15 protein-coding genes are annotated in these 13274 nt (G+C 31.9%); 9 read left to right on the top strand and 6 right to left on the bottom strand.

What is annotated here, in order from left to right:
- Positions 1 to 27: 27 nt before the first annotated feature.
- Positions 28 to 429 carry a PaaI family thioesterase gene (locus ACSBPO_RS12615; protein ID WP_442593755.1) on the top strand — a complete coding sequence of 134 codons (402 nt, stop codon included), beginning with the start codon at positions 28 to 30 and terminating at the stop codon, positions 427 to 429.
- 32 nt (positions 430 to 461) lie between these two features.
- On the opposite strand, the gene ACSBPO_RS12610 is transcribed toward ACSBPO_RS12615, so the two are convergent.
- The 4 genes from ACSBPO_RS12610 to ACSBPO_RS12595 form a co-directional block, all read right to left on the bottom strand.
- The gene (locus tag ACSBPO_RS12610) at positions 462 to 2030 is read right to left on the bottom strand and encodes a M1 family metallopeptidase (protein ID WP_442593753.1); all 1569 of its coding nucleotides are present in this window, start codon (positions 2028 to 2030) and stop codon (positions 462 to 464) included.
- Positions 2031 to 2186: 156 nt separating this feature from the next.
- Complete coding sequence (locus ACSBPO_RS12605; protein WP_442593751.1) at positions 2187 to 2492, bottom strand: BC1872 family protein; 306 nt, start codon at positions 2490 to 2492, stop codon at positions 2187 to 2189.
- 155 nt (positions 2493 to 2647) lie between these two features.
- On the bottom strand, positions 2648 to 2836 hold the full coding sequence (locus tag ACSBPO_RS12600) for a hypothetical protein (RefSeq protein ID WP_442593749.1): 189 nt from the start codon (positions 2834 to 2836) through the stop codon (positions 2648 to 2650).
- Between the two features lie 228 nt (positions 2837 to 3064).
- Positions 3065 to 3883, bottom strand: coding sequence for a GDSL-type esterase/lipase family protein (locus ACSBPO_RS12595; RefSeq protein ID WP_442593747.1), 819 nt, complete (start codon positions 3881 to 3883; stop codon positions 3065 to 3067).
- Between the two features lie 215 nt (positions 3884 to 4098).
- Here ACSBPO_RS12595 and ACSBPO_RS12590 point away from each other — a divergent pair, with 215 nt between their 5' ends.
- The 4 genes from ACSBPO_RS12590 to ACSBPO_RS12575 all read left to right on the top strand — a co-directional run bounded on the left by ACSBPO_RS12590 (position 4099) and on the right by ACSBPO_RS12575 (position 7481).
- Positions 4099 to 5178, top strand: coding sequence for a DNA alkylation repair protein (locus tag ACSBPO_RS12590; protein WP_442593745.1), 1080 nt, complete (start codon positions 4099 to 4101; stop codon positions 5176 to 5178).
- 28 nt (positions 5179 to 5206) lie between these two features.
- Positions 5207 to 6016: an MBL fold metallo-hydrolase gene (locus ACSBPO_RS12585; RefSeq protein WP_442593743.1), complete on the top strand. Its 810-nt coding sequence runs from the start codon at positions 5207 to 5209 to the stop codon at positions 6014 to 6016.
- A gap of 535 nt (positions 6017 to 6551) precedes the next feature.
- Entirely contained in the window at positions 6552 to 7232 is a 681-nt protein-coding gene (locus ACSBPO_RS12580; RefSeq protein ID WP_442593742.1) for an NAD(P)H-dependent oxidoreductase, read from the top strand.
- 72 nt (positions 7233 to 7304) lie between these two features.
- The gene (locus ACSBPO_RS12575; protein WP_442593740.1) at positions 7305 to 7481 is read left to right on the top strand and encodes a hypothetical protein; all 177 of its coding nucleotides are present in this window, start codon (positions 7305 to 7307) and stop codon (positions 7479 to 7481) included.
- 179 nt (positions 7482 to 7660) lie between these two features.
- Here ACSBPO_RS12575 and ACSBPO_RS12570 read toward each other — a convergent pair whose 3' ends face one another.
- Positions 7661 to 8872, bottom strand: a complete 1212-nt coding sequence (locus ACSBPO_RS12570) for an MFS transporter (RefSeq protein ID WP_442593738.1) — start codon at positions 8870 to 8872, stop codon at positions 7661 to 7663.
- 188 nt (positions 8873 to 9060) lie between these two features.
- Between ACSBPO_RS12570 and ACSBPO_RS12565 the strand changes: the two genes are divergently transcribed.
- From ACSBPO_RS12565 to ACSBPO_RS12555, 3 genes are all read left to right on the top strand, one after another.
- Complete coding sequence (locus ACSBPO_RS12565) at positions 9061 to 9942, top strand: hypothetical protein (protein ID WP_442593736.1); 882 nt, start codon at positions 9061 to 9063, stop codon at positions 9940 to 9942.
- A 170-nt stretch (positions 9943 to 10112) separates the two neighbouring features.
- Positions 10113 to 11036 carry a DMT family transporter gene (locus ACSBPO_RS12560; protein WP_442593734.1) on the top strand — a complete coding sequence of 308 codons (924 nt, stop codon included), beginning with the start codon at positions 10113 to 10115 and terminating at the stop codon, positions 11034 to 11036.
- The gene (locus ACSBPO_RS12555) at positions 11033 to 11788 is read left to right on the top strand and encodes an MBL fold metallo-hydrolase (protein ID WP_442593732.1); all 756 of its coding nucleotides are present in this window, start codon (positions 11033 to 11035) and stop codon (positions 11786 to 11788) included. Before ACSBPO_RS12560 ends, ACSBPO_RS12555 begins: the two co-directional genes overlap by 4 nt.
- Positions 11789 to 11823: 35 nt before the next feature.
- On the opposite strand, the gene ACSBPO_RS12550 is transcribed toward ACSBPO_RS12555, so the two are convergent.
- Positions 11824 to 12243 (bottom strand): Lrp/AsnC family transcriptional regulator, encoded by a 420-nt coding sequence (locus ACSBPO_RS12550; RefSeq protein ID WP_442593730.1) that lies wholly within the window; start codon positions 12241 to 12243, stop codon positions 11824 to 11826.
- Between the two features lie 213 nt (positions 12244 to 12456).
- On the opposite strand from ACSBPO_RS12550, the gene ACSBPO_RS12545 reads away from it, so the two are divergent.
- Entirely contained in the window at positions 12457 to 13146 is a 690-nt protein-coding gene (locus ACSBPO_RS12545) for a hypothetical protein (protein WP_442593729.1), read from the top strand.
- Positions 13147 to 13274: the final 128 nt, after the last annotated feature.

Genomic DNA, 13274 nt, shown 5'->3' with positions numbered 1-13274 from the left:
TTTTCTATCGGAAAAGGAGATATAAAAATGAAAGAAGTTCTAATAGATAAATTACTTGCTGATCCGTTCGCAAAGTATTTAGGAATCCAAGTAAAAAAGGTTGAAGAAGGTAAGGCGATTGTTTCTGTTTTGGTGAAGGAAGATTTTCTAAATTTTCATGGAGCTGCGAATGGTGGGTTAATATTTTCTTTGGTTGATGTTGCATTTGCGATTGCAAGTAATTCATATGGTCAAACAGCAGTTGGGGTTAATGTAAATATCAATTATATGAAAGCAGGAATACCCGGAGATATTTTAACAACCACTGCGGAGGAAGTATCAAAAAATCACAAACTAGGATTCTATCGAATGCTTGTTCATAATCAGATAGGTGACCTAATCGCTACAGCTGATGGTATGGTTTATCGTAAAAAAGAAATGTTTGTATAATTAAAGAATAAGGCAGCCGGAAAGGCTGCCTTTTATGATGATTCATCTACCTTAATCCACTCAGTAAGTATTGATGGGTCCTCTATATGGAAATAGGTTTGTATAAACCGGAACCATTCTTGTGCATCTACTTCTTGGTAGGCATAGATGTTTACATAAGTTTTTAAGAAAGCTAAAGCTTTTTTCGTATCATGCTCTGAAAGATCCCATAGCTTAAGGGTAGGAACTTTATAATTTGCGCTAGAAAAGCCACCCGTAATATATTCATTTACGGGTAAGTGAGCAGGTTTTATTTTTTTATTAATTTCATCCTCTTTTATTCTATCTATAGCAAACCCGAACACTTCTTTTTCACTACGTCCTTTTTGTTCTAGAAAATAAAGATGAGTAGCAAAATCCGTAAAACCTTCATCGATCCAAGTATTTTGAAAAGGACTATTACTTACTATCCCATAAAACCATTGGTGAGCAATTTCATGGACAGTAGTATGTTCTGAAAACCCACCTTTACCTACAGTTACGATTCCTGGATATTCCATTCCGCCTTCGTCCATTATGACATCAAGCTGATTATAAGGATAACCGCCTAATTGTTTATTGAAAAATTGAAGTGAATCAACCGCTAATTCCAGCGTTTCATCAATATAAGGTTCATCAGATGGATGTGAGAATACCCGAACCTCAATCCCATCTATTACTTTAGAACGGACTTTCATATCCTTAATGATGGCTAGAAAAATTTCTTTACTATTCTTCAATTTAAGAATTCCTTTTTGACTAGGATAATATGGGTAAAACTCTTTGTTTTGATCAATCTCAAATTTTAATGTGTCTGTTTGTTTTATATTCTCATTTTCGGAGGAACTGATAAGGTTATATTCACCTGGAATCTCATAATGAAGGGTGAATTCACCAAAGCCTGTATGATAGGTCTCTCCTCCGTAAGAGTAATCATCTTTATCCCAACCTGAACGATAGGTTGCTAGCATTGGGTACCATTGGGCTAAATAAAAATTCCCATTGGCATGTGAAAAGCGATTACCATTTTCAGGGAGTTTGAACTTATATTGTATACTAGCATGGGCCATTTGATTTGGTGATAATGGCTTTTTTAGTAAAATCTGTAACGTATCATTGGCAAGCTTAAAATCTGCTTTTTCACCATTAATGGCCACTTTTTCCACCTCAACTTCAGAGGTATCGGTATAGTAATCAGATTTAGGCTTCCATTTTTCTGTAAATGCATTAGGAATTAAATAAAAAATAATATCTTCCCAGGAATTTTTTGAGAGATTTCTAACTTCAATATTACTCGTAACATAAAACGTATCATCACCACTTAGTTTAATAGTAAGGTCATATACAGCTTTATTTTCGGTATTCGTGAATTCAGGTTTAAAATTAGTAATGGATTTATCTTTCCTTATTAAATCAATTTTTCGGCTTATTGCTTTTTTAAAAGTAATCTCTTGATTGGGAGTTACTATTATTTGATTTTTAGATGATTTCTCATTTTCATTAACTTTTGTTGAAACTTGATTTTGTACACAACCTCCCAAAATGAAAAGAAGTGAAATATAAATTAAATAAGGTCTAAACACAAAATTCCCCCAACTATATGTCTATATTTCTTTAATATTAACATTTTTACCTTTTTTTAACAATTTTGTGAAGGTGTTTTATACTATTAAACTAGTTCAATAAAATAATAAAAACCCAAATCAATAAAGAAATGGGTTTTATGTATTGATATTTTATTATAGCCATTCATCGGGAATAGAACTGTTGTCAGCTATTGAGAAAGCTGCATTTGTAATAGCTATTGCTAATGTTTCACCAGTTGCACAAATATCATTAAAGCAAACTTCTGTAGGACTTTTAATTGTATAGGTAAAGCCTAAATTTTCTAATTTATTTACTATGAGCATTGCATGTTCTAGATTTTCCTCTGGCTGAAATTCAGAAACAAGAATGAAGACATTTTTTTCATAATCATACCATTTTTCCCAATTATTTAATTTCCAACCTAGGATTCTACGGGCTATTATTTCAACCTTATTCATAATCTTTTGACCTCTTTTCCTTGGATTTTTTAATTTTATCATTTTAGATAATCTGATTATGTGCAATTCATTACAAATTTTCGACATTTTGCCTGCATGGATTTTTTAATCATTTAAAAAAGCAGATGCTAAAGGCATCTGCTAGAACCAAAGGATTAATTATGAAATGTGTCCATCGAGCTTTTTATTTTTTGTTCTTCATATATTTTTTCGGATTCATCAGCGTTTACGGCTTTTTCTATTGGATCTAACCTTGTTCTTTTCTTTTTGGAAAAGAAATCGACAATTGCACCAAATAAAATCAATACACCGATACCAATTAGTAAGTAAGCCCAAAATGGCATAACTTAACCTCCTTATATAAATGCATGATTTTTTCCGTAATATTGCATGTAAATCTGTTTTATCATTAATTACTTATATAATAAATATCCCAATCTTTGGTTAACTAAACATATTAGATAATTTTCTGGTATTATGATTTTTTATACCTTGCAAACGTTATATAAGTAGAAAGGTTTAAATCATCACAAAGTAATGAAAAAACGAAGGAGGATGAACCCCTTCGTTTATTATACGGCCTTTTTTCGATATTGTTTTTTTAATTGATAAATCATCTGATCTGAAATAGCCATGTATCCAGAAGAATTAGGATGAACACCATCTGGTGCAATATTTTGCAGATGGTCACCGTTCATTACCTTTGTTGTTTCGATCACAACAGACGATGCATATTGATTGGCAACCTCGTATATTTTTATATTCCAGGTTGGAAGCAATTTATCTGCAATTGTATATATTTTTTCAGAAGGTTTTATTGGATTGTACAGCTCTAAAAATACGAGTGTAGCATCAGGATTTATTTTATGAATTCTCTCTGCTATTTCTGCTAGGTTTTTTGAAAATGTCAATTGTAATTGCTCAAAGGATTGTATCACAGTTTGAATATTTTGATTCTTCACCATTCGTAGAACATCATTACCGCCGACATTTATGGTCACGATATCAGCCTTTTTTATTCCATCATCGTAACGACCTTTTAACACTAAATCCTTTAATTCGCTACTCGTAATCCCATTAATGCCTTCATTTTCATATTGAATATTTTTTTTGGTTTGTTCCTGTAATTTACTAGAGAAACGATATACGAGATTTTCATTTTGTTTTGCACCAACTCCACGGATAACCGAATCACCTATTGCTAAATTGTAAATTTCCTTTTCTCTTAAATCACGAAAATAATCTATATACGAAATCTTTGAAGTATCTGCACTAACTTTAACTGCTTGTTTCTTCATTTTATGGATTTGGTATTGTGGATAATAGATCCACGTTGATATACCAAGGGCAATGAATAATACAAAAATCAACAAAAATTTAACCATTCTCATATTTTCACTCCTTAGAATTCTAATTATAACAAGGAATTCTTTCATATTATTTAGGAGTTTACTGCCAATTATACAGTCGAAAATTTGAAAATAGCTAACTTTTAGAGGAGAATTAATTGTGTTAAAAGAATTAAAAATAGTGAAAAATTAGTGTAAGTTAGGGTAAAACTCATTAACAAATAGATGAGGTATAGGAGAAGAAATGAGGGTATTAATTGGCTGAAGAACTTAGAAACGTTTACAATGAAATTTTTGTGACGCAATTAACCGATAACATTAAAAGGGTATATGATGATTTTAATAGTCAAAAATGTTTTGATCTTATTTTTAAAGAAGATTGGCAAACCCTTGCCTTAAAGGAACGAATGCGGAGAATTACGGTATCCTTACATCAAACATTGCCAGGAGATTACATTTCAGCACTTTCTATTTTATACAAAGTAGCACCCCAATTTTCTAATGGACTAACTGGAATTATATTTCCTGATTATGTTGAGCAGTATGGTTTAGAAGAATGGGAGATTTCTTTACAAGCATTGGAATTTTTTACTCGTTATTCTACATCTGAATTTGCCGTTCGTCCTTTCCTTATAAAAAATGTAGATGAAATGTTAAACCAAATGTACAATTGGTCAAAAAATGATAATGAACATGTCCGGCGATTAGCAAGTGAAGGCAGTAGACCAAGACTACCTTGGGGATTATCAGTACCTTATTTAAAAGCAAATCCTGAGCGAACAATACCCATTTTAGAAAATCTAAAAGAAGATGAATCCCTATATGTTCGAAAGAGTGTGGCTAATCACTTAAATGACATTTCCTATACGAACCCAGATTTAGTTATAGAAATTGCACGTCGATGGCACGGTAAACATCCATATACCGATTGGATCATTAAACATGCCTGTCGTACCTTATTAAAAAAGGGGGATCAACGAGCACTTTCACTATTTGGGTTTGAAGAAGATGAGAAAATCGAAGTTAAGGATATAGGACTTGAACGGGATACGATTTTAATTGGGGAAACTCTCGAATTTTCATTTACCATTGTAAGTCAAAAGACAATGCCAATACGTATAGAATATGGTATTGATTATGTGAAATCAAAGGGGAATCGTTCAAGAAAAATATTTATGATAAGTTCATTTACTATCAATCAAAATGAGGGTAGAACCTTTTCAAAAAAACAATCATTTAAGGACTTAACTACTCGAAAGCATTATAAAGGTATTCACACTCTTTCGATTATTGTTAATGGAATTGTGAAAGCTACCATAGATTTTGAAGTAAAATAATTAATATTAAAAAAGGGGGGCAAAAAAATTGATTCAATTTAAAAACCAAGATATTACCGTTTTTGAAAGCCAGCTATTTAAAACAACCTCAAGTGTTATACAATCTAAGGATTGTGTAATTGTAGTTGATCCAACTTGGCTTCCGACAGAAATAGAGGAAATCAAACAATTTGTATTTAAAATAAGAGGGAATCGGACCTTGTATCTGTTGTTTACCCATTCTGATTGGGACCATATTATCGGATACGGTGCTTTTCCAGATGCCAAGGTTATTGCTAGTGAAGCTTTTGAAAAACGTGATGATAAGGAACAGATTTTAGAACAAATTAGAGAGTTTGACGATAAATATTATATAGACCGAAATTACCCTATTAAATATCCAGAGGTAGATATAGTTATTCGTGAAAATGGACAAGTCTTAAGAATCGGTGACGTATCATTAACGTTTTATCTTGCTGAAGGCCATACAAACGATGGGATTTATACTGTTGTGGAACCTTTTGGAATCTGGTTAGCAGGTGATTACTTATCTAATGTAGAATTTCCGTATATTTATTTTAATAGTTATAAATATGAAGAGACCCTTGCTAAAACAGAAAACATTTTACAAAAACATGAAATACATATTCTTGTCCCTGGTCACGGACATGTAACAGAATGTAAAAATGAAATAAAAATACGTACACAAGCTTCCTTCCAATATATTAGAGAATTAAGAAAGGCTGTTGAAATGAGGAGTGATGGTGTTCATTTAATGGAAGGATACTCTTATATAAGAGGAATGCGTAATTTTCATCAGGGAAATAAAGATTTAATAGAAAAAGAATTAGGTAAATAGAAAAAAAGAATAGTTTATTATGGGATAATGTAAAAAAGCCACCTTATTTTTTAGCAGAAATGGGAACCTTTTGCCTTGATGGCGGAACTTGTGTCCGATACGAGTGTTGAAACACCTATATTTTTACAAATAAAAAGGATTGTAGGTATGGTAAATGTTTTCTCTCATTTTTTGCGGACACAGGGTACGTTAAATAGGTCTTTATTCAAAAGCTAATGCTATTTCGTGTTTTCTCCCTCTTACCCGAACGGGTTATTTTTAGAGGTGGCTAATATTTTTAAAAATCAGGGTTATTTTTTAAGTAATTTTCCCATGATAATTTGGTTCCTTCTCTAATTTCCTCCATTGTCCCACCACCTGTGATTAAAACGGTATTACCTGATAAATGCATTGTAAACCTCCTATTAATTTCAAATTTATGTCCTTAAACATCCTTCTATTGCCCAAAATTATACCCAAATTAAGTTTTAAGCATACTAATACGAAATGATGAATAGCCCATACTAACCAATAGAATATTGAAGGAGGAAATGGATTGAGAGATAAAAATGTATTAAAAGAAGAGATTCTAGAAGCTTTTCATTTTCGACACGCTACAAAACAATTTGATCCCAATAAAATAATCCCTGAAGATGATTTTCATTTTATATTAGAAACAGGGCGTTTATCACCTAGTTCCTTTGGGTTTGAACCTTGGCGCTTTGTGGTTATTCAAAATCCTCGTTTGCGTGAAAAAATTAAAAATACCTCATGGGGGACTTATGGAAAACTTCCTGAAGCAAGTCATTTTGTGATTATTTTAGCAAGAACCATAGTAGATACTAAATATGATTCAAAATATTTAATGAATCAATTGCTATCTGTTAAACATTTCCCAAAAGAGCACTTAGACAAATTTTTACAAAGAGTAGAGAAGTTTCAAAAGGATGATTTTCAATTATTAGATGGAAATCGACCTTTATATGATTGGGCATGCAAACAAACCTATATTGCTCTAGCGAATATGATGACGGCTGCAGCACAAATCGGTATTGATTCCTGTCCCATTGAAGGATTTTCACTAGAAAAAATGAATCAATTGCTGGATGAAGAAGGATTATTGGAAGATGGCCATTTCAGTATTTCTGTAATGGTGGCTTTCGGTTATCGGGTAACTGAACCTAATCATCCAAAAACACGGAGACCTTTAGAAGATATTGTAAAATGGGTTGAATAAAGAGGGCCCTAGTATAGAGTTTTTACAAAAAGAAGAAAATAAAAGTACTTCTATAAAAGGGGTAAAATCAAAATGATGAATTCAAACAAAGATATTGCTAAAAAAGACACGGAACAGCCATTAATGTCTACAGGAACAACAGAACCAGGTTTCGACTGGGATGCCAAAGATAAAAAAATAGTTACAGAACCAAAAATAGGCGAATCTTTAATAGGGGAAGCAGGAATATTAGGGGTTTTTGATAAATAAGAAAAGGAGATAAACGTATGAAAACAAAGGATAATTTTTTAGAAGGTGCAAAAATTACACAGGATAATCAGGTTTTACCTACTTCAGGTAAAGAAAAATCAACAAAAAAATCAAAAAAACGTTAACAGTCAAGATATTTTTTGACTGTTTTTTAGCTTAAAATCAAAACCAGGCGTCATTTAGACACCTGGTTTTGTTTCCATCTCCTGCTCCAACGAAGGACGTGTTTGCTTGATATAAAATAAAATAGTCGTTAATAGTGTTAAAATCCCAAAAAGGACACACATAAACTTTAGTCCAATTAAATCGAGAAGAAATCCTGTCAAAATTAAAACCATTTGAAATGCAATTCGGTCTAACATATTTCGGAAAGAGAAAAAGCGACCATGAAAATCTTTCGGCACCTTTGTTTGAAAAATAGTAGCTACAGTAGGGAAAAAGCATCCTACAGAAAAACCAAACACGAGAAAAGCCAAAAGAGAAATCACTGGAATGTTTGCAAAAAACAACAGTATTTGAGATATTCCAATTAATAAGGAACAACTAAATAAAATCATATTAGGTGAGATTTTAACACTAATTTTTTTAATAAAGAAAGCACCAACCATAAAAGAAATCCCTTCTGTAAAATAAATCCATCCTTTTATAGCAGAGCTATCCTGTAATTCACTAATATTAATAACTAATAAATTAAATCCTCCTAAAAACAATAGTGGAACTAACGCCATTAATAAGGTCATGTACACAATAGGCATTCTCTTAATAATAGGAAAAACATCTTTGAAACTTGTTTTTTCAACTTTCTTTTTAAAATCCTGTGCCACAAACTTTGATTCATCGAAATCTAAGAAGAAGGTTAGTAATAACAATGCGATATAGGCAATCAAAGAACCAATATATAGCATAGATAAGGGCATAATTACGAGTAAAATACCAGCTACTGCTGTACCAATAATTCTTGATAAAGTTGAAACATTCATATGTATACCGTTTAATTGGAGTAGGTCTTTTTCCGCTACGATAAGTGGTATGGATGCCTGTAAAGCGGGAAAATAAAAGGCAGCAGAAAGTTGAATAAGGACAAAGAAAATAAGCATCCACCAAATGGAACCGGTACTAATTGCAATAAGCATAAAAATAACGCTTATGGCTCTAACTAATCCTGCCATTAACATAACGTTTTTTTTGCTAACCTGATCGGTTACTTTTCCAGCGTATGGGCCAGCTAATATCCCAGCCACTAATCCTCCTGCAAGTAGGAGTGATTTTATGAAATCCGAAGGTACTTTTTCTTGCATGAATTCTAAATTTCCAATTATGCCTAGCCATAAACCAAGACCGGCAATAAACTCTCCACTTAAAATAATCCATACATTTCTGTTTTTCCACATAAATTGTGCCCCTTAAGTTAAGATTCTTTTTATAACGAAGATACTATATTTACCCATATATGGGAAGAAATATATTTATTGATACCTCTTTTTAAAGTGAATGCTCGACAATGAAATATTAACGATTAATGGAAATTTTTCTAAGAGTACTTTAGTCCAAGTAATAGAATATGGGGTGGGGTGATAGATTGGCAAATCATTTTTGGTATGGACTTATAACCTTAATAAGTATCATTATTTTTATTATTACTTTTCATAAAACTCATGACAAAAAAGTAATACCTTTATATACTTTTCTTTCTGGTATTACATATCTTCTAGAATATGTCATTTTGGTTCTATTTAAGAGTTATGAATATCACCCTCATTTATTAAAAAACAACTATTATGATGGACTCTTAGGTTCCATTGCATCCAATGCTTTTTCTGTTCCGATGGTGGGTGCTTTTATTGGTGCATTAAACCTTAGTTGGAAATGGATTCTTTTTATTGTTGGTATTTTTCTCATAACAGAAAAATGGTTTGTACATATTCATGCTTATACTCAATTTTGGTGGGGAATCATTCACACTGGTATCGGGTTAATGATTTGCTTTTTTATTGCAAAAAGATGGTATCAGGAACTTCAGGGAAATATTTCTATACCAGTTCGGTTCATTACATTATTATTTACCAGTCTATTAATACAAGCGAGTACAGCTTTCGTTTTAGTTGCATTTTTTGATCTGTACCATTATGAAATTGGGTGGTTTAAGAACGATTCACGAGACCATGTTGCGTTTGCCACAGCCTATATTTTATTTTTAGCACTTATTTTTACATCTTTAGTTTCTTTTAAAATAAAATGGTTATGGAAAATCGTAGCGATATTGTTCATGTTACCTCTTAATTGGCTCCTTAAGGAAACTAATATTTTACATATGTCTGAAAATTGGACTTTATGGCATTTTCTAATTATGCGATTGGCTGTTTTAATTTTACTTGAGCTGTTTAATCACTTTTTACTTGATTCAGCGGATAGTAGAGATTTTCAAACCAAAAAAATAGATAATATGAAGCAGTCTCCTTAACAAAAGAGGACTGCTTTTTTATTCGTTTAAAATAGTTAATTTCAAATCTAAACTTTTTATTTAAAAACAGTTACATATAGTAAATAAAACCTTCTATTTCATTTCATTACACAATGGGAAGTGTGGTTTCTGTTTTTTATAATATAGAAAACAGAGTAAAGGTGAAAAAAATGAAAATACAGTTACAGGGGTTTACGTTTATTATGATGGCTTCAATAGGTTTTGGTGCTATGGGGACGATTGCTATTTTTGCTTATCAACAAGGGATTGATTCCAATACACTACTTTTCTTTCGCTTTGGTCTGGCTGCTATAGCACTGTGGTTAATCATCGCTATTAAGAAAATATCTTTCAAAGTAAAAAGTAAGGAACTTTTCATCCTGATTGTATTAGGGGCAGTTGGATATTCGTGTATGTCTACTTTATTATTTAAATCCTTTCAAATCATCTCACCTGCTATGGCGGTATTGGTGTTTTACACATATCCAGTAATGGTTATGATTCTATCTTTTTTATTCCATTTAGAAAGAGTTACCAAAGGGAAGGTGATTTCATTACTGTTAGCAGGTGTGGGTCTACTTTTAGTTTTGCAAACGAGTACAGACATCAAAATGATAGGCATATTTTATTCGTTTTTAGCAGCCATTATTTATGCGATTTTTATTTTAATTAGTAAGAATCGATTAGGTGAAAATTCTCTTGTCAATTCAGCTTATATAAGTTTATTTACCTCGATGACTCTCTTGATGGTTGGATATGGAAATCATCATATTCATATAAACTTTAGTTTTACTGCTTGGGTCATTATGATTTTACTAGCAGTCGTTTCTACTATCTTACCATTTCTTTTTTTCTTTGAAGGGTTAAAAAGAATTGGTGCATCCAAAGCGTCCATCATTAGTATTGTTGAACCTGTATTTGCCGTATTCCTGTCGAATACCATCTTTGACCAACATTTGACTATTCTACAATGGATTGGTTTATTGGTGGTGATACTAGCCATAATTGGGCTCAATATACCTTTTATTAGTATTACACCTAAAAGTACTGCAGCTTTATGTTTAAAAAATAATTATAATGGAGTGAATGAATGATGTTACAACTTGTAAGACATGCAACAGTCAAATTTAAAATGAATGAATTAATGTTCCTAGTGGACCCTATGCTAAGCTCTAAAGGAGTAATGGCACCAGTCGGTAATGCAGCAAATGAATATTTAAATCCTCTTGTTGAGTTGCCAATTTCTATTGAGAAGATAATGGAATCTGTAGATGCTATTTTACTTACCCATAGTCACCGTGATCACTTGGATGAAAAAGCTATTGAAACTGTTCCCAAAAATCTACCTATATTTTGTCAGCCAGAGGATGAAGAAAAGCTGTTTTCATTAGGATTTACCAACATACAAAAAGTTGATCAAAGTGTTGTTTGGAATAGTATTCATATTATTAGGACGGCAGGGCAACATGGGACGGGTGAATTAGGGAAACAAATGGGACCAGTATCTGGATTTATATTAAAAGCAGAAAATAATAACCCGACGATCTACATTGCAGGTGATACTATCTGGTGTTCGGATGTTGAAGTGGCTATAAACCAACATACACCTGAAATAATTATTTTAAATGGAGGAGAAGCCCAATTTTTAACAGGTGATCCTATTACTATGGGTTCAACCGATATTAGGAAGGTGAGTGAACTGGCTCCTAATTCGAGAATTTTTGTAACCCATATGGAAGCATGGAATCATTGCTTGTTATCTCGGAAAGAATTGCAGCAGTATCTTCTTCAACAACAACTAGATAATGTTAAAGTTTTAAAAGATGGAGAATTGTTCGAATTCTAAATGGATAAAAAAGATAAGAGAGTTTTTCTCTTATCTTATTTTATTTTTGAAAGGGAAATATTAACGCGGTAATTGCCAAAAGCAAGAATTTTATCAAGAATTTGGACTAAGTCATCTTGCGTCGCAGTATTTATTTTTAAGGAATAACATCCTTCACCACTAACACGAAACGCTTCTTTTATTTCTGAATGTTCGTGAATAAATGTATGGAAGGCTGAATGATTCGTTGTCTTCATAAAGACTAATACGATAGCAAGAATCGGGTAGCCCAGTTTCTCTGCATTAAGTTTGACCGTATATCCTTCTATAACTCCGAGATCTTCTAGTTTTGTTATACGAGCAGCAACTGCTTGGCCGGTCATATGGACGATATCACCTATTTCTTTCCATGTCATTCTTGAATTTTGCTTAAGTAAATCGATAATTTCCAAATCAACATGGTCTATAGCTGCCATTGTGTTCACCTCAAAAATAAAAAAATAATTCGTTATATTAAATATTGTAATAGTTCTATTACACAATTAACATATTAAGAAGAAAATTTTTCCTATTTGAAGAATTTAACAAAAGTGTGACAACGTTAGAGATACTTTAGAAATGGTAGAATTGACTCGAATTTCGCGTTTTACGATAATTAGATGTATAAGAAACAATAAGGGGAGAATAGTATGTACTTAAAAAAGAGGTACTGGATCATAGGAGGAATACTAACCATTGCATTATTTTTAGGTATTTTTAATGATAAGGAACAAACAGCAAAACAAAAACCTTTATTTACAGATAAAAATATCTATGAAACAAATATTATAAAAAGCTGGAAAACATTTAAAAAGGAATATAAAGTTACTGACGATGTAAAAATTGATAATGTTTCCATTGTTTTAAATAATAAGGGAGATTTTGAGTCTGTTAAGTTTATCTTAGTTGAAAAGGATGGGGATTCATATAAAACGCTTCACCATCAAAGTTGTGTATCTTGCCCAAATCTACAAGATGATGACAATACGATTTGGTCTGAAGCCGTTGAAGAATGGCCATCTTATAATAAGATTCTTGATGCTGATACATTTTTTGAGCAGTTACAGACCCTAAATCAAAATATGAAACTCACTAAAGATAATCTTAATGCCTTCTTCCAAATTCGTACGCGGGAATATAGTGATGTAATAATCGCCCTTCCAGGACAATATTTTCGTATAGAAGGAGATAATGTGAATCCAATAAAAGCTCCAAGTGAAGAGGTAGCATATAAGGGTTTCAACTTGCAAATAATTGAAGGGAATCAGCAAATATTTCAGTCGGATGAAAATACCAGAAATATAATTATTACAGAAGAGAAAAATAATTCCAACCCCTAGAATTTATATTCTAGGGGTTTTTTAGTTAGTTTAATAAATGATATTAGTATATGGATACTATAAAATTATTATGTAAACTAATAAGGTTTATATCTACAAATGTGATACATTAAAACAAATAAAATTTT

The sequence above is a fragment of the Neobacillus sp. D3-1R genome (assembly GCF_052180215.1).
In the GTDB taxonomy this organism is placed as follows: Bacteria; Bacillota; Bacilli; order Bacillales; family Cytobacillaceae; genus Pseudoneobacillus.
The sequence above is the reverse complement of the archived record's forward strand: the minus strand, read 5'-3'. Positions and strand labels throughout refer to the sequence as shown.